The organism is Blautia sp. LMAG:36, assembly GCF_008680535.1.
GTDB lineage: Bacteria > Bacillota > Clostridia > Lachnospirales > Lachnospiraceae > Blautia_A > Blautia_A fusiformis.
On sequence record NZ_NALB01000003.1, the window covers coordinates 160,552 to 180,265 of the forward strand.

General features: G+C 45.2%; 15 protein-coding genes and 1 pseudogene. 14 read left to right on the forward strand and 2 right to left on the reverse strand.

What is annotated here, in order from left to right:
- Positions 1-179 precede the first annotated feature (179 nt).
- The 9 genes and pseudogenes from CCC17_RS00960 to larE all read left to right on the forward strand — a co-directional run bounded on the left by CCC17_RS00960 (position 180) and on the right by larE (position 10,130).
- Positions 180-2,399, forward strand: coding sequence for an alpha-galactosidase (locus CCC17_RS00960; RefSeq protein WP_287082352.1), 2,220 nt, complete (start codon positions 180-182; stop codon positions 2,397-2,399).
- Between the two features lie 149 nt (positions 2,400-2,548).
- Positions 2,549-3,469 (forward strand): AraC family transcriptional regulator, encoded by a 921-nt coding sequence (locus CCC17_RS00965; protein WP_287082354.1) that lies wholly within the window; start codon positions 2,549-2,551, stop codon positions 3,467-3,469.
- 311 nt (positions 3,470-3,780) lie between these two features.
- Positions 3,781-5,106: an alpha-glucosidase/alpha-galactosidase gene (locus CCC17_RS00970; protein WP_287082356.1), complete on the forward strand. Its 1,326-nt coding sequence runs from the start codon at positions 3,781-3,783 to the stop codon at positions 5,104-5,106.
- A gap of 152 nt (positions 5,107-5,258) precedes the next feature.
- Positions 5,259-5,408, forward strand: coding sequence for a substrate-binding domain-containing protein (locus CCC17_RS14965; RefSeq protein WP_110103297.1), 150 nt, complete (start codon positions 5,259-5,261; stop codon positions 5,406-5,408).
- Positions 5,383-5,715: pseudogene (locus CCC17_RS00980) on the forward strand (L-arabinose isomerase family protein); the annotation flags it as partial. The gene CCC17_RS14965 and the pseudogene CCC17_RS00980, both read left to right, overlap by 26 nt.
- 108 nt (positions 5,716-5,823) lie before the next feature.
- Positions 5,824-7,440 (forward strand): FGGY-family carbohydrate kinase, encoded by a 1,617-nt coding sequence (locus CCC17_RS00985; RefSeq protein WP_330577264.1) that lies wholly within the window; start codon positions 5,824-5,826, stop codon positions 7,438-7,440.
- A 79-nt stretch (positions 7,441-7,519) separates the two neighbouring features.
- Positions 7,520-7,882: an inorganic diphosphatase gene (locus tag CCC17_RS00990; RefSeq protein WP_330577265.1), complete on the forward strand. Its 363-nt coding sequence runs from the start codon at positions 7,520-7,522 to the stop codon at positions 7,880-7,882.
- 362 nt (positions 7,883-8,244) lie between these two features.
- Complete coding sequence (locus CCC17_RS00995; RefSeq protein ID WP_022426660.1) at positions 8,245-9,045, forward strand: MBL fold metallo-hydrolase; 801 nt, start codon at positions 8,245-8,247, stop codon at positions 9,043-9,045.
- A gap of 257 nt (positions 9,046-9,302) precedes the next feature.
- Positions 9,303-10,130 carry an ATP-dependent sacrificial sulfur transferase LarE gene (gene larE, locus CCC17_RS01000; RefSeq protein ID WP_114002212.1) on the forward strand — a complete coding sequence of 276 codons (828 nt, stop codon included), beginning with the start codon at positions 9,303-9,305 and terminating at the stop codon, positions 10,128-10,130.
- Positions 10,131-10,274: 144 nt separating this feature from the next.
- Here the strand turns inward: larE and CCC17_RS01005 are convergent, their stop codons facing one another.
- Together CCC17_RS01005 and CCC17_RS01010 are read right to left on the reverse strand one after the other, a co-directional pair.
- Complete coding sequence (locus CCC17_RS01005; RefSeq protein ID WP_287082358.1) at positions 10,275-12,239, reverse strand: oleate hydratase; 1,965 nt, start codon at positions 12,237-12,239, stop codon at positions 10,275-10,277.
- 157 nt (positions 12,240-12,396) lie between these two features.
- A complete protein-coding gene (locus tag CCC17_RS01010) occupies positions 12,397-12,981 on the reverse strand; it encodes a TetR/AcrR family transcriptional regulator (RefSeq protein WP_015526040.1) in 585 nt (194 codons plus the stop codon).
- Between the two features lie 142 nt (positions 12,982-13,123).
- Here CCC17_RS01010 and CCC17_RS01015 point away from each other — a divergent pair, with 142 nt between their 5' ends.
- From CCC17_RS01015 to chvE, 5 genes are all read left to right on the forward strand, one after another.
- Positions 13,124-14,152, forward strand: coding sequence for a sugar ABC transporter substrate-binding protein (locus CCC17_RS01015; RefSeq protein WP_092070236.1), 1,029 nt, complete (start codon positions 13,124-13,126; stop codon positions 14,150-14,152).
- Positions 14,130-15,638: a sensor histidine kinase gene (locus CCC17_RS01020; RefSeq protein ID WP_022426665.1), complete on the forward strand. Its 1,509-nt coding sequence runs from the start codon at positions 14,130-14,132 to the stop codon at positions 15,636-15,638. Before CCC17_RS01015 ends, CCC17_RS01020 begins: the two co-directional genes overlap by 23 nt.
- Positions 15,616-17,214, forward strand: coding sequence for a response regulator transcription factor (locus CCC17_RS01025; RefSeq protein WP_173740087.1), 1,599 nt, complete (start codon positions 15,616-15,618; stop codon positions 17,212-17,214). The genes CCC17_RS01020 and CCC17_RS01025 overlap by 23 nt, the downstream gene beginning before the upstream one ends.
- 5 nt (positions 17,215-17,219) lie before the next feature.
- Complete coding sequence (locus CCC17_RS01030) at positions 17,220-18,299, forward strand: sugar ABC transporter substrate-binding protein (protein ID WP_287082360.1); 1,080 nt, start codon at positions 17,220-17,222, stop codon at positions 18,297-18,299.
- 308 nt (positions 18,300-18,607) lie between these two features.
- Positions 18,608-19,636, forward strand: a complete 1,029-nt coding sequence (gene chvE, locus CCC17_RS01035; RefSeq protein WP_227588556.1) for a multiple monosaccharide ABC transporter substrate-binding protein — start codon at positions 18,608-18,610, stop codon at positions 19,634-19,636.
- The last annotated feature ends 78 nt before the right edge of the window (positions 19,637-19,714 follow it).

Consider the following 19,714-nt stretch of genomic DNA (forward strand, 5'->3'; position numbering starts at 1 on the left):
CAGAAATATTACATAAGGTAATACAAGACCGCTGACAATGTATATAACTGAGGATTTGGTTATTGAGGTTGTCAGCGGTATTTTTATCGAAGCAAATGCCAAAATGCACAGTTATTTGATGATTCTTAAGGAAAGAGGCGGATATTTTTATCCGCAGTAAACGAAAAAAGGAGAAAATTATGCCGATCAAATTTCACGAGGGATCAAAGACATTCCACATTTATAACAAACATTTAAGCTACATCACCTGTATCATGGAAAATGGTCAGATGGAGAATCTGTACTATGGAAAAGCTATCCGCGATAAAGAGGATTTCAGTTATCTTCATGAAGAGATCATGCGTTCCCTGATGGCTGTATGCGTTCCGGAACCGGGACTTCTTTCCATGCAGTATACCAAACAGGAGTATCCTGTTTACGGAACCGGTGATTACAGAAACCCTGCCCTTACTGTTCGTCAGGAGAACGGAAGCGAGATCGTAGATTTCAAATATGTTTCTCATGAGATCTATGGCGGCAAGAAGAAGCTTGCAGGTCTTCCGGCAACTTATACAGAAAGTGATGAGGAAGCAACATCTCTGGATATCACACTTCATGATTCTGTGATGGACACAGACCTTGTTCTTACATATTCCGTATATGAGGATTACCCGGTGATCACCAGAAGCGCACGCCTTGTTCAGAAAGGGGATCAGAAGATCCGCCTTGAGAATGTGATGAGTGCAGCAGTGGAGTTTCCGGATATGGATTATGAGATGATCCATCTTTCCGGTGCGTGGGCACGTGAGCGCTATGTAAAAACACGTAAACTTGAGATGGGTACACAGGCTGTACAGAGTCTTGCAGGAACCGGTTCCAGCTCTGAGCAGAATCCGTTTATCGCACTGAAACGTCCTCATACAACAGAAGACACAGGCGAGGTTTTCGGCTTCAGCTTTGTGTACAGCGGCAACTTCCTTGCTCAGGTCGAGGTTTCCACCTACGAGATGACACGAGTTATGATGGGAATCAATCCACAGGGATTTTCCTGGGAGCTTTCCAGAGATGAGGAATTCCAGACTCCGGAGGTTGTTATGGTATATAGCGATAAGGGCTTAAACGGAATGAGCCAGGCTTACCACAGACTGTACCGTGACCGCCTGATGCGCGGAAAATGGAGAAATCATGCACGACCGATCCTCCTCAATAACTGGGAGGCAACCTATTTTGACTTTAATGAGGAAAAAATCCTCAATATTGCAAAAAAAGCCAAAGAGGTTGGGGTAGAGCTTTTCGTTCTGGATGACGGATGGTTCGGAACCAGAAACGATGATTACCAGGGCCTTGGCGACTGGTTTGTAAATAAGAATAAGCTTCCAAACGGAATTTCCGGACTTTCCCGCAAGATTGAGGAGATGGGCCTGAAATTCGGTCTCTGGGTAGAGCTTGAGATGGTAAACAAGAACAGCGACTGCTACAGAGCACATCCGGACTGGCTCATCGGAGCACCGGAGCGTTTTGAGTCCCACTCAAGACATCAGCATGTTCTTGATTTTTCCAGACCTGAGGTTGTGGATTTCATTTATGATTCCATCTCAAAAGTTATCGAGGAATCTTCCATTTCCTACATTAAATGGGATATGAACCGTTACATGTCCGAGCCTTTCAGCCGCGGCGCATCTGCAGCAGATCAGGGCAAGACCATGCATAAATATATCCTTGGTGTTTATGAACTGTATACAAGACTGACAGAGAGATTCCCTGACATCCTCTTTGAATCCTGCGCAAGCGGCGGAGCAAGATTTGATCCTGGAATGATGTATTTTGCACCGCAGACATGGACCAGTGATGATACCGATGCAGCAGAGAGAGAAAAGATTCAGTACGGTACCTCCTTTGTTTATCCGATCGTCAGCATGGGATCTCATGTATCAGCAGTACCGAATCATCAGTTGCACCGTACCACACCGCTTTCCACAAGAGCAAATGTGGCATATTTCGGAACCTTTGGCTATGAGCTGGATCTGAACCTTTTAAGTGCCAAAGAGATCGAAGAGGTAAAGGCACAGGTGGAATTCATGAAGGAACATCGTGACCTGATCCAGGTGGAGGGTGATTTCTACCGTATCTTAAGCCCGTTCGAAGGAAATGATACTGCATGGATGGTTGTTTCCAGAGACAAAAAACAGGCAGTTGCCGGATATTATGAAAGACTGAACAAGGTCAATGCTTCCTGGATGCGTCTGCGCTTCAAGGGTCTTGACGAGGACCAGCTTTACAAAGTAAAATGGGAAGATAAGTGCCTGAAAGCTTACGGAAATGAGCTGATGTATGCAGGAATCCCGGTTGATCGTGACTACTGCAATAAGACAAACGGTGATTTCCATTCTGTATTGTATACAATTGAAGCAGAGGGTTGATTTCTGTAAATGATAGAATAAAAACTGTCTGCAGAAAGACATCCGCCTGACCAGAAATATAACAGGCCGCCGGATATGGCGGCCTGTTATTGGGTAGCGAAGCAGCTCACAGGCGGAAACATAATATATGACATCAGGGAGGTGACAAGTTGCTTCATACAGTTGGTTTTACAAACTCAGACAGATATAAATGTCTGGAGAATTTAAAGAAAGGTGCGGTGGATCTCTGCCTTACCTATTGTGGGTGGGAAAACTGCGATCCGGGACATCGCTTTGGACCAAATAAAAGGATTTCCCATGTGCTTCATATCGTGGAATCCGGAACCGGGGTTTTTGAGATGGATGGACAGCAGTATCATCTGACCGGCGGGGAGGCATTTCTGATCCCATCCAGTGTGGAGGCCTGGTATGAGGCAGATATGGACAATCCCTGGACGTACCGCTGGGTAGGATTTGAGGGAATGACTGCAGAGGAAGTGATCCATGTAAGTGGTTTCAGCCGGGAAAATCCGGTCCGAAGGATCCACTGCATGGAAAATGCCGCGAAGTATATTGATGCAATGGTCCAGACCAACAAGCTCGTTTTTGAAAATGAGCTGAAACGGAACGGACTTCTGATGCTCCTTTTGTCTGATCTGATCGTAGATAACCGGGATGCATGTCTGAGAGAAGGCAATCTTCTTCCGTCCCACAGATATCCCAATTCCGTTTATGTGGAGCATGCAGTAGATTACATTGCAGCCAACTTTGACAAGCGGCTTAAGATCAATGAGCTGGCAGACCGCATCGGAGTCAACCGCAGCTATCTTACCAGCACCTTTAAGAAAAGCCTCGGATGTTCCCCGCAGGAATACCTGATGAATCTCCGCATTGAGAAAGCCAAATCACTTCTGAAAAAAGGAGATATCCAGGTCAACGAGGTGGCTGCAAGAGTGGGATATGGAGACCCTTTAGCTTTTTCTAAAGTTTTTAAAGCAAGAACAGGAAGGAGTCCAAGAGAATATAAAGAAGAAAAAAGAAGCCTTGTGGTGAAAGGGAAGAAAGGGGATTATACAGAATCTGAGCCCTGATCCTGTGATATATTTCACGAAGAAAAAAGAACTCTCTGTCTGGCCGGAATATATAAAATTCTGGTATCGGGCAGAGCGTTTTTTATGTCATAAGAAATGTTATAGAAAATTACTTCCAGGTATCTCATGCAACAAAACAACAATTATTAACATCAAAGTACATATTTTAAACAAGTTTCCGGTAGTATGATAAGATCACAAAGAAAACGAAGCGGGACTGCACCGCAGAAATAGCAGAAAATCAGGAATTTCAAAGAAAAATATAAGAATTCCGGATAAGAGATCCAACAAAGGAAACAGGAGGAACGAATATGATCAAAATTACATTCATGGGAGCTGGAAGCACGGTTTTCGCAAGAAATGTACTTGGCGATTGTATGTGCACACCGGCACTTCGCGAGAGCGAGATCGCACTTTATGATATTGACGAGAAGAGACTGGAGGATTCCAGAATTATCTTAAGTGCCATCAACCACAACGTAAACGAGGACCGCGCAGTGATCAAAACTTATCTCGGTGCCGAGAACCGTAAAGATGCACTTCGAGATGCAGATTTCGTAGTCAACGCCATTCAGGTAGGCGGATATGAGCCATGCACAGTTACAGATTTTGAGATCCCGAAGAAATACGGCATTAAACAGACTATCGCAGATACCCTGGGAATCGGCGGAATCATGCGTGCACTTCGTACCATTCCGGTTCTGGAAGAGTTTGCCCGGGATATGGAAGAAGTCTGCCCGAACACTCTGTTCCTGAACTACTCCAACCCTATGGCAATGCTTACCGGCTATATGCAGCGTTTCACAAAGATCCGCACGGTAGGTCTCTGCCACAGCGTACAGGTATGTTCCCAGAAGCTTCTTGAGGGAATGGGAATGGAAGACAAGATTGAGGGACGTACTGAGCTGATCGCAGGTATCAACCACATGGCGTGGCTCCTTGAGATCCACGACAAAGACGGAAATGATCTGTATCCGGAGATCCGCAGAATTGCCGAGGAGAAGAATACCTCCGGTGAGAAGCATGAGGACATGGTGCGTTATGAGTATATCCGTCATCTTGGATACTATTGCACAGAGTCCAGTGAGCACAATGCAGAGTATAATCCGTTCTTCATTAAATCCAAATATCCGGGGATGATCGAGGAGTTCAATATTCCGCTTGACGAATATCCGAGAAGATGTATCAAACAGATCGAGGGCTGGGAAAAAGAGCGCGAGGATATCCTCAAGGATGGCAAGATCGGCCATGAGAGAAGTAAAGAGTATGCTTCTTATATCATGGAGGCTGTTGTTACAAACACACCGTACAAGATCGGTGGAAATGTTCTTAACAACGGTTACATCGATAACCTTCCGTCGGATGCCTGCGTAGAGGTTCCATGCTATATCGACGGAACCGGTGTACATCCGGTAAAAGTGGGCAAGCTTCCTACACAGCTGGCAGCTATGAATTCATCCAATATCAGCCCGCAGCTCCTTGCTATTGAGGCAGCAGTGACCAAAGACCGCCAGAAAATCTATCAGGCAGCCATGATGGACCCGCACACAGGTGCAGAGCTGAACATCAAAGACATCCAGGCAATGTGTGATGAGCTGATCGAGGCACACGGGGATTATATGAAGATGTACCGCTAAGGCAGGAAATGATCGGAAGGCAGCAAAAACTTTGAAATAAATATGCAAGGCAGCATATAAAGGCCGGAACACCAGAATGGGGAGGGTGTTCCGGCCTTTCTTTATATGGAACTTTTGATAAATAATAAAAACAACAGATCGCTGTCCAGGTCATGGAAGAACTGGAACGTCAGGGCAAAAAGATCCCGGAAGATGTTGCGGTAACCGGCTATGATAATTCACTATATGCAAGACAGGGACAGGGCATTACCACTATCACCCATCCCCAGGAAAAACTGGGAGATCGATGCTTATCCGGTTAATGAGATCGCAGAATATGTTCAGGATGTAAGCCAGGGAGATATTGATGTTCTGGTAGAAGAATATTATAATAAATACGATATGATTCTGGATGGATGTGACCCTGAGGAATTTAAGAAGCATGTAGCAGTCCAGGCAGGGATCGAGATCGGTTTTGAGCGCTTCCTCGAGGAGAAAAATTATCAGGCTGTCGTAACACACTTTGGTGATCTGGGCTCCCTGAAACAGCTTCCGGGACTTGCAATCCAGCGACTGATGGAAAAAGGCTATGGCTTCGGTGGCGAGGGTGACTGGAAAACAGCAGCTATGGGTATTGAAGCGGTTTATATTGATGGCGATACAACGATCCGGAATCTGCAGAATGAGCTGAGATGGAACAGCATGTATTTCAGCAAATAATATGGGAGGTTTTTTACAATGGGAGTAAATGAGGCAAAAACAGCAATTCTTGAGAATCGCACGGCTCTTGGTATTGAGTTTGGTTCCACAAGGATCAAGGCAGTTCTGGTGGACGATAAGAACCAGCCCATCGCATCCGGAGCCTATGAATGGGAGAACCAGTATGTGGATGGTATCTGGACATACAGCCTGGAGGAGATCTGGAAAGGTCTCCAGGGCAGTTACCAGGATATGGCAGAAGATGTTCAGAAAAAATATGGAGTGGAGCTTACAAGCGTAGGTGCGTTTGGTGTCAGTGCCATGATGCATGGCTATATGCCGTTTAATAAAGAGGGAGAGCTGATGGTCCCGTTCCGTACCTGGAGAAACAACATCACAGGAGAAGCCTCTGAGAAGCTGGCAGAGCTTTTCCATTACAATATCCCTCAGAGATGGAGCATCGCACACCTGTATCAGGCAATCCTTAACGGTGAGGAGCATGTAAAAGATATCGATTATATCACCACTCTGGAAGCCTATGTGCACTGGAAACTCACCGGAAAAAGAGTCCTTGGTATCGGTGATGCGGCAGGTATGTTCCCGATCGACAGTGAAACGAAGGACTATAACGAGGAGATGGTTCAGAAGTTCGATGAACTGGTTGCGCCTTATGGTTTCCCATGGAAGCTTCGCGATATTATGCCGAAAGCTCTGGTGGCAGGTCAGGATGCAGGAGCTCTTACTGAGGAAGGCGCAAAGCTTCTGGATGTAAGTGGAAAGCTGAAAGCTGGAATCCCGATGTGTCCGCCTGAGGGAGACGCAGGAACCGGTATGGTTGCCACAAACAGTGTCCGCCAGCGTACCGGAAATGTTTCCGCAGGAACTTCCGTATTTGCCATGCTCGTCCTGGAAAAAGCACTTTCCAAACCGTACAAAGAGATCGATATGGTTACCACTCCGGCAGGAGACCCGGTTGCCATGGCACATTCCAACAACTGTACTTCGGATCTGAACGCATGGGTAAATGTGTTTAAGGAATTTGCAGAAGCTATGGGCATGGAAGTAGATATGAACAAACTGTTCGGAACTCTTTATAACAAAGCCATGGAAGGCGACCCGGACTGTGGCGGACTTCTTTCCTACTGCTATTTCTCCGGCGAGCATATGACCGGCTTTGAAGAGGGACGTCCACTGTTTGTACGTTCTCCTGAGAGCAAATTTACACTGGCAAACTTTATGCGAAATAATCTTTACACCTGCCTCGGCGCCATGCGTGTAGGTCTGGATATCCTTCTGAATCAGGAGCACGTAAAGATTGATAAGCTTCTGGGCCACGGCGGTCTCTTTAAGACAAAGGGTGTCGGCCAGCAGATCCTTGCAGATGCGGTAGATGCACCGGTATCCGTAATGTCCACAGCAGGAGAAGGCGGAGCCTGGGGAATCGCACTTCTGGCTTCCTATCTGATTAACAGGAGAGAAGGCGAAGACCTTGCGGATTTCCTGGATGAAGATGTCTTCAAAGGAAACGAAGGCAGCACACTGGCGCCGGAAGCAGAAGGCGTGAAAGGATTCAACGCATTTATGGATCGATATATGAAGGGTCTTGGCATTGAGCGTGCGGCTGTAGAGTCTGAGATATGGCAAAACGAAGAATAGATTGAAATAAAAATCTTCGATTTACTGGCATAATAGAAAAATCTGTTAATTTCTTGTATGTGCTTAAAGAGGAATATAAATGAAGCAGATGGTTTATGAGAATAAGAAACCGACTCCGGGCCAGCTTGTACATATCATGATCGACCGTCCAATGAACAGTTATCATTCGGAACACAAAGAGCTTTTTTACCCGGTAAATTACGGCTACATCGAAGGGATCATCGCTCCGGACGGCGAGGAACAGGACGTTTATGTTCTGGGGATCGATCACCCGGTAAAGGAATTTACAGGAAAAGTGATAGCCATCATCCACCGCCTTAATGATGTGGAAGACAAATGGGTGGCAGTTCCGGAAGATATGACCATGACAGCACAGGAGATCAGAGAACAGGTCCGGTTTCAGGAACAGTATTTTGAGACGGAGATAGAGATGCTGAAATAATAAAAATGTAAAACAGGATCCATATATTATATATTTCTGTTATCTGCGATGCAGATAAACTGGATGACAGAGGATGCAAGGGAGCACCGGACTGGATTCTGTGAAAGCAGGAATATATGAAGATTTGTGGATTGATTTTTCTGCTATGAAAATGAATGGATCTTTGAATGGATCTTATTGAAAATATTTCTTCATAATGTTATCATTGGACACGAAAAACACAGAAAAAATAAGAAAACAAAAAATTAAACGGTTGTATATTTGTCTGTAATATGACCAGAGACAGCCGGTCAGAGTGTCAGAGAGCAGAATGGTGGGTGGCTGAATGTTTGATGACTAGGGCTATACAGGAGGAGAACAGAATGAAATTAACCATGCTTGGAACAGGTAACGCATTGGTAACAGAGTGCTACAATACATGTTTCGTGCTCAGCGATGAGTACGGCCATTTTCTGGTTGACGGAGGCGGCGGAAATACGGTGCTCTCCCAGCTGAAGAAGGCTGGCGTTGATCTGATGGATGTTCATGAGATCTTTGTTACACATAAGCACGTAGACCATATCATGGGGATCGTGTGGGTGATCCGCATCATTTGCCAGAACATGAAAAAAGGCACTTATCAGGGCGAGGCAAACATCTATGCTCATGATGAAGTGATCGGACTTCTGAAAGACATGGCATTTAAGCTTCTGAATAAGAAGGAGACACAGTACATCGGTGACAGACTTCATCTGATCGAGGTAAAAGACGGCGAGGAAAAAACAATTCTTAATAAGAAAGTGACCTTCTTTGATATCGGTTCCACCAAGGCGAAACAGTTCGGTTTCCAGATGATCTATGACGGTGGTAAGGTGCTTACCTGCTGCGGAGACGAGCCATACAATGAATGTGAAGAGAAATACGCAAAAGGCAGCGACTGGATGTTCCACGAAGCATTCTGTCTGTATGGACAGCGTGATATCTTCAATCCATATGAAAAGCATCACTCCACAGTTAAGGATGCCAGTGAGCTGGCGGAGAACCTTGGAGTTAAGAATCTTGTCCTGTATCACACAGAGGATAAGAACATTAAGAAACGTAAAGAGCTTTACGGAGCAGAAGGCAGAGAGTATTATCACGGAAATCTGTTTGTTCCGGATGATCTTGATGTGATCGAAATGTAATAACTGTAAAAAGAAAGACTGGAAGTATGGCATATGCTGTATTTCCGGTCTTATTATGTTTGGAAACAGAGAGGATACTAATAAATTTCATAGTACATCTGTCAGGTAGAAAAATACTTGTATGGCAAAAAGGTATCGTTTACAATAAATAATACACACATAGCATTGCAAGAGCATGTCAATAAGAACAGATCTGAAAATTACAGATTCGTATCCGGCAAAAATAAGATTTTACAAATTACGAGGTGACAGAACATATGCCAGCAACAGATAACATCACACTTGAAAAAAAATACAGAAAACTCCAGGAAATCCTCCGTTCCCTGGGAAGTGTAGCCGTAGCTTTTTCCGGTGGAGTGGACTCCACATTTTTGCTGAAAGCTGCACAGGAAACACTTGGCGACAAAGCTATGGCCATTACCGCATGTCCATGCTCCTTCACCGACAGAGAACTGAAAGAAACGCAAGATTTCTGCCAGGAAAATCACATTTGCCAGGAGATATGCAAGATCAACGAATTCGACATCCCGGGGTTCCGTCAGAATCCGCCGGACCGCTGCTATATCTGCAAAAAAGCCATCTTTACCAGACTTTGGGAAGCTGCAAAGGCGCGCCATATGAACATGATCGTGGAAGGTTCCAACATGGATGATCTGGGCGACTACCGTCCGGGAAAAAGGGCTATCCAGGAGCTTGGGGTCCGCAGTCCGCTCCAGGAAGCAGGCCTCTATAAAGAAGAGATCCGGGAGCTGTCAAAAGACATGAATCTTCCGACCTGGAACAAGCCATCTTTTGCCTGTCTTGCTTCCAGATTTGTATACGGTGAGACCATTACCGAGGAGAAGCTTCACATGGTAGATCAGGCCGAGCAGTTTCTGATGGATCTGGGATTCCATCAGTTCCGTGTTCGCATCCACGGTACCATGGCAAGGATCGAGGTTCCGGAAGAAGAGATCCTGAAAATTGCAGATAATGAAACAAGAACAAAGATCACAGAGAAATTCCGCACATTGGGATTTTCTTACGTGACTCTGGATCTTCAGGGCTTCCGTTCCGGAAGTATGAATGAAACACTGGGAAAATAAGTATCAGAAAATAAAATAATCCCCCGGAAATACCGCGCGAGAAGTATTTCCGGGGGATTGCTGCACGAATAGAACCGGAGGCCCGTTACTGTGTTCAAATCTTAATTTTCGGATTAAGAATATCTGCCTGGCAGGCTGTATATCTTACATATAATCTTTCAGCACATCATGATCCCGCAGTACTTTCTCAACCACAGTACCCTTCACAACATTAAGAAGTGGTTTCTTCAGTGCATTCAGCGGCCCTGGCAGCTGGATCTCCAGCGGGGATTTTCCGTCCATCAGCTTCACACTGCTGTCCAGAAGCTCACGGATATCGTAAACGCTTCCCCATACTTCCGGAACCCCACGGTCTACACCGAAAAGTCCGTATACAGCCTCCATTGCAGTACGTACGGAATATTCTGTTGTGAATACGGTATCACGAGGAGTTTCCGCGAACTGGCCCAGGAATGCAAAGTTTACACAGCCATCCGGGATAACATCCGGGCGGTCACCTTTGGTACGCGGCATGAAGAAGGCGGTGATGTACGGCATCATGGTCGGAACGCAGACAGCGCTGTTTTCTGCCATATCGTCGATCTGATCTACCGGAACACCCAGGTGGTACAGCCACTCGGCGGTAATTTCCTTACCGGTACAATCCTTCATCGGCTTCTTGATATAATCACCGGGAACATCTGTGAATAATCCGTAAACCCATACACAGACCTTCTTCGGATCCTGTTCCCTGAACTGTCCCTGACGGTTGATGGTCCAGCTTAAGAGCCATTTGGAATCCTGGCAGCTTACGATACCACCGGTAACAACCTTGCCGGTACGTGGGTCACGCTGGCAGATGTTGGTGATATAAGGGATGATACGGTCATCCAGAGTGGTGACAGTAGCAGATTCCCAGTTTGTCTTGGCAATGTCTGAGCAGAATTTCTCCGGATGTCCGAATGACGGATCCTGAGCTGCGATATTTTTCCACAGGGACCAAACGCCACTGGTACGGACCTCCGCATCGCCGTTTGGCGCGTGGTTCTGGTCGCCGTAGATCGTACCCTCTGTACAGCTTCCGTTAGTGACGAAAACATAATCATTCTCTGTAAGAAGGATACCCTGCTCTACACCTTTTACCTTGCATTCGATAGCAGTGGCGATCTTTTTGCCATCTTTAAAATTAAAGATCACGTTTGTGACCTCAGTATTAAACTGGAAGTCAACACCTGCATCCTCCAGATATTTTTTCATGGGAAGAATCAGGGATTCGTACTGGTTGTACTTGGTGAATTTCAGGGCGCTGAAATCCGGAAGACCTGCAATGTGGTGGATAAAACGCTGGAAGTAAAGCTTCATCTCCAGAGCACTGTGCCAGTTTTCAAATGCGAACATGGTCCTCCAGTACAGCCAGAAGGTGGAATCAAACACTTCATCATCAAATACATCTTCGATGGTTTTATCGTAAAGATCCTCATCCTTTGTCATAAACAGCTTCATGATCTCCATGCAGCCTTTCTGGCTCAGGTTAAATTTTCCGTCGGTATGGGCATCCTGTCCACGGTTGACGGTTGCACGGCAGAGAGAATAGTTCGGGTCGTGCTTGTTCAGCCAGTAGAACTCGTCCAGAACAGAAGCACCCGGTTTTTCAAGAGAAGGAATACTGCGGAAAAGATCCCACAGGCACTCGAAATGGTTTTCCATCTCACGACCGCCACGCATGATATAGCCTCTGGACGGATCAAAGATTCCATCGCAGGCACCGCCGGCAATATCCATGGCTTCCAGGATGTGGATATGATCACCTGGCATCTGTGCGTCTCTTACCAGGAAGCATGCAGCAGCCAGGGAAGCAAGACCGCTTCCTACAATGTAGGCATGCTTGTCGTCCACACCTTCCGGTTTTTCCGGACGGGCAAAGGCTTCGTAGTTACCGTTGGAATAATAAATCCCTTTGCTGTTTTTGTCATACTTTCCACGCTCGGTGTTGCGGTAGTTTGCAGTAGTTTCTTTCACATGGAGGTTTTCCTCTTCGTTGATCTCTCTTGTTTTTTTCATCAGCATGGCTGCGCCGGCTCCGGCTGCCGCAAGTGCTGCAAGTCCCATGAATCCTTTTTTATCTGACATATGACATCCACCTTTCGTAAATGAGATACCTGTTTGTATCGGATTAACTGTTCTTTGTTGCTGTTGAGGCTATGATAGCCCATCCGGAAAAAAGATTCTATTTACAAAATACCGAAAGTGTTCAGTTTTTTATCATTATGTCTGTTTTGATAAGTTTTTATTCTGTGTGCATTTCTGCTGTTTTGTTTCTGGCGGCAAAATTGCGGATGGCGTTGTCGATGCTTCCGTACAGTGCGGTTGCGGTATCATCTGCGATTTCGCGATAATCTTCGCGCATGCCGTTTTTGATCCAGTCCAGCATGATCCCTACAAAGCTGTATTTATACAGATCTGCGATAAAAATTTTCTGTTCATCCGTGATGGGGATATCTTTTGATTTTTCTGTTACCACGCCCATAAGAAGATCGCAGGTAAGCTGGAACAGATAATTCTCGATCTGTTCCCGCCCCACGCAGCGGTATACATTTAAGATAAACGGCTTGTTTTCCATCACGGCATCAAAGATCTGCAGAAGCCCTTCATGCCATGTGGAAGAGGTTTTTTTGCCCTGAAGGGCAATTCTGGCATCTTCCAGACAGCACCACTCCACAAGATCATAGATATCTTTGAAATGATAGTAAAAAGTCATGCGGCTGATCCCGCAGTCCGTAGTCAGGTCGTTGATGGTGATCTTATCTAAAGGCTTCTTAAGAAGCAGATGTTTCAGGGATTCTTCCAGGGCAAGCTTGGTTGCATTTGTCATGTTTTGCGGCCTCCTTTGGTAATGTTGTGGTTACTAATATAACATGAAAGTGCACAGAAAATCCATGCCAAACAGTGACTTTTCTGTGAAATTATGATAAACTGAAACCCGGAATGTTTTGTGAAACAGAATGGAGTGTATTATGAAAAAGAAATCAGCTTGCATCCTGCTGGTTTTTGCTGCCGTGATAGTACTTACTTATATGACAGGAGAATCCTATTATAGAGGAATCAGTGAAAAAGCAGGGTTGGATGAACAGGAAGAGAAAATATATAAATACCAGTACGACATGATCGTGGACAGCCCCGATTCCCAGTTCTGGCAGGCAGTATATGACAGTGCGAAGAAAAAAGCAGCTCAGAATAATGTACTGCTTGAGATCATGGGGCCGGACAGAGAAACATCCTATGATAAACTTGATTATATGAATATGAGCATTGCGGCCAAGGCGGATGGTATTATCCTGCAGTATAATGGAGAAGCCGGTCTGGAAGAAGCAATCAATACTGCAGTAAGAAACGGAATACCGGTGGTTACAGTCATGAGTGATGCGGTGCACAGCCGCCGCCAGAGCTTTGTGGGAGTCAGCGATTATCAGCTTGGCATGGCTTACGGGGAAATTGTTGCCAAATACGTGGATGAGAACACGAAGAAGATCCTGATTCTGCAGAAACGGGACATTGATGATATGAACGAAAGTCAGATATACACTCAGATCAGCAATGCGGTGAAGATGGCAGCTGGTTCTGAGGATATTGAGATCAAGGGAAGGAATCTTCTGTCAACAGGAACCTTTGAAACAGAGGAGGCAGTTACTGATATTTTTCAGCAGAAGCGGAATGTTCCGGATATCCTTGTGTGTATGGATGAGGAGACAACGGAGTGTGCAAGACAGGCAATTCTGGATTTCAACCTTGCAGGAAAAGTGAAGATCATTGGTTATTATACATCTGAGGATATTCTGGCGGCAGTTGAAAAAGGTGTTATTTCAGTTACCTGTGATGTGGACACGACCCAGCTGGGACAGTACAGTGTGGAGGCAGTTACCAGCTATATAGAAGATGGAAGAACCAATTCTTTCTACAACGTAGACATTAATTTTCTTGACAGAACAGCAGTGAAGAAGATGAGGAGGGAGGCAGTCACAGATGAAAAAGATCCGTTGGAGTGACTTTTCTCTTGTAAGCAAGATCATGATCGAGGTTGGCGTGCTGGCAGTTTTACTGTTCAGCATCAACATGCTGTTTTATGCGCGGATCAACAACTCCATGCAGGAGATGGATGATGTGTATGCCAGCAATGCCCAGATCACAGAGCTTGGGCAGGTTTTTGACGATGTGCAGGACAGTATGTACCAGTATCTGAAGGTAAAAAACTCTCAGGCACTGATGGATTATTATCAGAATGAGGCGAAATACAGGCAGGAGCTGGAGAAGTTAAATGAACGGAATATTGATGATTCCGTAAAACTTCTGGAGAAGAAGATACGTAAGATGTCAGAATCATATCTTTCCTGTACCGCAGGAACTGTAGCTGCCAAGAGAGGCAGGAATGTGGAGAAATATAAGCAGGAATATGATGAAAGTCTGGAGCTTTATAGTTATATCCAGAGTTCTATGGATGAGCTGAACAAGCAGCTTTTTAAAGAAAATTCCCAGACTTATGCAGCTCTCCGGGCGGTTATGAGATATCTGGAGATCAGTAATATGATGATCATGCTTCTGGTGGTGATCTGTGGGATGTTCCTTCTGATCATGGCAACAAGGGAGATGTTCCTGCCGCTGACTAATATGGCAGAAACTGCACAGCTGGTAGGTCAGGGGAATTTTAATGTAAAGATGCCCCCAGCAGATTCCAGGGATGAGCTTGGAACGGTAACAAGAGCCTTTAATACCATGGTGGATAATCTTGGTCTTTACATTGCCAGGACAAAGGCCAGCATGGAAAAAGAACAGCAGATGATAGAGAGGGAGCTTTTGATGGAAACACATCTCAAGGAGGCACAGCTTAAGTATCTCCAGTCTCAGATCAATCCGCATTTCCTTTTTAATTCCCTGAATGCAGGAGTACAGCTTGCAATGATGGAGGATGCAGAAAAAACCAGTATCTTTGTGGAAAAGATGGCAGATTTTTTTCGCTACAATGTAAAGAAGGGTGAGGAAGATGCCACACTGGAGGAAGAACTGGAGGCTGTGGACAATTACATTTATATTCTGAATGTACGGTTTGCCGGGGACATCCATTTTTCAAAAAAAGTGGAATGTGATGTGGAAAATGTACGTGTTCCCAGTATGATCCTGCAGCCGGTTGTGGAAAACGCAGTCAATCATGGAATCCGGAATATAGATTGGGAAGGACATATTGATCTCAGTGTGGAGAAATGGAACGACCATATTGAGATCAGTGTTCGGGATAACGGACTGGGCATGACCGGAGAACAGATACAAAGAGTACTGTCAAAAAAAGTCCACAGCAGTTCAGGCGAGGGTGATTCCACGGGAATTGGAATGAATAATGTGATCAGCCGTCTGGAACTGTATTATGAGCGGGACGGATTAATGGAAATATACAGTGAAGGTGAAGGAATGGGAACAGAGGTAGTGATCAATATTCCTCTGGAGAGGAGCGAAAAAAATGTACAGAATCCTGATTGCTGATGATGAGGGGATCATGCTGGAATCCCTGAAAAATATTATAAGTTCCAACTATGGAAATGAATGTGAGATCCATACAGCCAAGACAGGCCGTGTGGTTGTGGAGGAGGCGGAGAAATATCCGCCGGATATCTGCTTTATGGACATTCAGATGCCGGGCTTAAGTGGGATCCAGGCAATCCGGGAAATTCAGAAATTTAACAGATCTGTGGTCTTTGTGATCATTACAGCCTATGATAAATTTAATTATGCCAGGGAAGCGGTAAATCTTGGAGTTATGGAATTTCTTACCAAGCCGGTAAACAAAAAGGTGATTCTGGAAATATGCTCCAAAGCTATGGAAAAGGTAGATTCCACAAGACAGAAGCGAAGCGATGATCTCCGTATCCGTGAAAAGCTGGAGACAGTTGTACCCATGATCGAGAGCGGATATATCAATAATATTCTTCTGCAGGATGATTTTCAGACATATCAGGATAATTACAGGGAGCTTCTGGATATCCGGGAAGAATATGGATATATGATCGTGGCTGAATTCGGGGATTCTACGGAAAATGGTGTTCTTACCAATGCGGTGGGGGCCAGTGTGAAGGCAAACAAATTTTATTCCACATTCCGGGAAATCGCTCAGGGATTTTTTGAATGTCTGGTAGGACCCATTATGGGAAACCGTATTGTACTGCTTGTTCCGTACCGTAATTCCAGGGAGTCCTATGAGGAACGTGTGGAGGTTGTAACAAGAACCAGAAACATGGTACATAAGCTGGAAAGCAGGATCGACAGTAAATTTCGCTGTGGTATCGGCCGGGTGAAGGAGATGGGAAGCACCATGAAAGAATCCTTCAAGGAGGCCATGATCGCACTTCGGGAAAGCACCAGCCATGTGATACATATTGAGGATGTTCCAGCTGCACAGAAATATGACGGCGAATATCCAAGAGATCTGGAACGTCGCTATGAAAAGCGGGTGATGGATAAGGATGTGGCAGGAGCTTTAAGCTGTGCCGAGGAATTTATCAGGTGGATGGAGAAGCAGCCGGGAGTAGATCTGGAGGACATGCGCATTAAGATCCTGGAGCTTGTGATGGGAGTGGAAAAAAAGGCCTTTTTTGCAGGTACCGTGAAATATGCGATCAGCTGCCGCAGAAATTATATTCATGAGATCCAGGAATATACAGATATAGAAGGAATGAAAAAATGGTTCCTGGGCAAAACATCAGAAATCTGCAGTAACATGGAAAGTGCAAGGGAAAAAGAAGCGGTTTCTATTATCGAAAAAGCAAAGTCCTATATTCGGGACAATTACAAAAAAGATATTTCACTGGATGAGGTGTCACGGGAGGTGGATATCAGCCCTTATTATTTCAGCAAGCTTTTTAAGCAGGAGACCGGAGGAAATTTTATCGAGTATCTTACAGAAGTGCGGCTTCGGAATGCAAGAGAACTTCTCAAGGATTCAGGGCTTTCCATCAAGGAGATCTGTGCGGAATCCGGATACAGCGACCCCAATTATTTCAGCAGGATATTCAAGAAATACGAAGGCGTGACACCAAGTGAATTCAGAGAGAGGTTGAGGTAGACAATATGAGCGGGGGGAAAATGATCAGGAAGCTGTTGATCTTGCTGTGTCTGTTGACATTGATGCTGAATGGCTGCGCTTCCGAAAAAACAAAGCAGACAGCTGCACAGGAAAACGATACAGAAGAAGACAGTGGTGAAAAGAAAATTCAGATCGGTCTTACAGTGGATTCCTTTGTTATTGAGAGGTGGATTCGTGACAGGGATGCATTCGTGGCAACCGCAAGGGAATTGGGAGCGGAAGTGAATGTTCAGGATGCGGGAGCAGATACAAAAGAGCAGATCAGCCAAATCGACTATTTTATCAAGAAGCATATGGATGTGATCGTGATCATTGCCAGAGACTGCAAGGCATTATCTGAGGCTGTGGAGCGTGCCCATAATGTAGGAATCAGGGTGATCTCCTATGACCGTATGGTAAATGATGCGGATACAGACATGTATATTTCCTTTGATAACCGGAAAGTCGGAGAGGTTATGGCACAGTCCATGATGGAAGCGATCCCTGATGGCGGAAAGATTTTTATGATCCAGGGATCTGCTTCAGATAACAATGTGGACATGGTAAAAGAGGGATTTGAAGACACTCTGAAAAACAGTGATCTGAAGGTGGTTTACAAAGCCAACTGTGAAGGCTGGATCGCGGAGCTGGCAGCAGATTATGTGGAGGAAGCACTGGAAGAGTATCCTGATGTAAAGGGAATCATGTGCGGAAATGATGATATTGCCAGCCAGGTGATACAGATTCTTGCGGAAAACCAGCTTGCCGGACAGGTGATCGTGGTAGGCCAGGATGGTGATCTGGCTGCATGTCAGCGTATTGTGGAAGGAACCCAGTACATGACAGCATTTAAATCTATCGAAGATCTGGCACGCCAGGCAGCTGAATATGCGGTGAAGATGGCAGAAGAGGGAAAGATTTCGTCAGATGTGACAGATACCATGAACGATGGAAGCTACGATATCCCGGCGAAGGTGCTGGAACCGGTTGCCGTTACAAGGGATAATATTGATGAGGTGATCATTGACGGCGGTTTCCACAGACGAGATGAAGTATATCTCAATATAGATTACGATACAGAGTAATGCAGAACAGATTGCATACCGGCATATATGTGGCAGTGAAATTCTGCAAGTAATGTGGCAGTGTATCCATATGCGCAATAATACACAATTATGACAAAAATCAATAGCAGATTTTTGGTGCAAAAATGTCTTGCCTGATGCAGGGCATTTTTCTTTTGCAAAAAAATGTCTCTGTCCTTGCCAACTATGTCCAGACAGTCCTGTGCTATAGTAACATCATCAAAGGAAACGTGATTCCAAAAACAAATAATGAAACGGAGGATTTTACAATGAAAAGAAAAATGGTATCTGCACTTCTTTGCGCAACAATGGTAGCTGGTATGGTGGTAGTTCCGGCAGCAACAGCACAGGCAGCAGACAAGAAACTGATCGGTGTTACCATGCCGACCAAGGATCTCCAGAGATGGAACCAGGATGGCGATAACATGAAGAAAGAGCTGGAGGCAGCAGGATATGAGGTAGACCTTCAGTATGCATCCAATGATGTAAGCACACAGGTTTCCCAGCTTGAGAACCAGGTAGCAAACGGATGTGACCTTCTGGTTGTGGCATCCATCGATGGAAGCAGCCTTGGCGAGCCTCTGAAACAGGCCAAAGAAAAAGGAATTCCGGTTATCTCTTATGACCGTCTTCTTATGAATTCCGATGCAGTAACCTATTATGCAACATTTGATAACTACAAAGTAGGTCAGAAACAGGGCGAGTACCTGGTAGATGCACTGGATCTTGACAATCAGGACGGACCATTCAATATTGAGCTGTTCACAGGAGATCCTGGCGATAACAACTGTAACTTCTTCTTCGGTGGTGCAATGGATGTTCTCCAGAAATACATCGATGACGGTAAGCTGGTAGTAAAATCCGGTCAGACAGAGTTCGAGCAGGTTGCTACAGCTAACTGGGACAGTGCAAAAGCACAGGACAGAATGGATACTATCATCGCAGGTAACTACTCTGACGGAACAAACCTTGACGCAGTTCTCTGCTCCAACGATTCCACAGCCCTTGGTGTTGAGAATGCACTGGCAGCTTCCTACACAGGAGAATATCCGATCATTACTGGTCAGGACTGTGACACACCAAACGTTAAGAACCTTGTAGCAGGAAAACAGGCAATGTCTGTATTCAAAGATACAAGAGCTCTTGCATCTGCAGTAGTAAAAATGGTTGACTCCATCATGAAAGGTGAGGAGCCGGAAGTGAACGATACAAAATCCTATGATAACGGAACCGGTGTCATCCCGACATACCTTTGCGATCCGGTTGTTGTTACAACAGATAACTACAAAGAGATCCTGATCGACTCCGGATACTACACAGAGGATCAGATCAAATAATCAGAATTTTTAAGAAAGAAATTTATCACATGCAGGCGGGGAATATAACCGCCTGCATGAACAGTGGAAAGGGAGGGA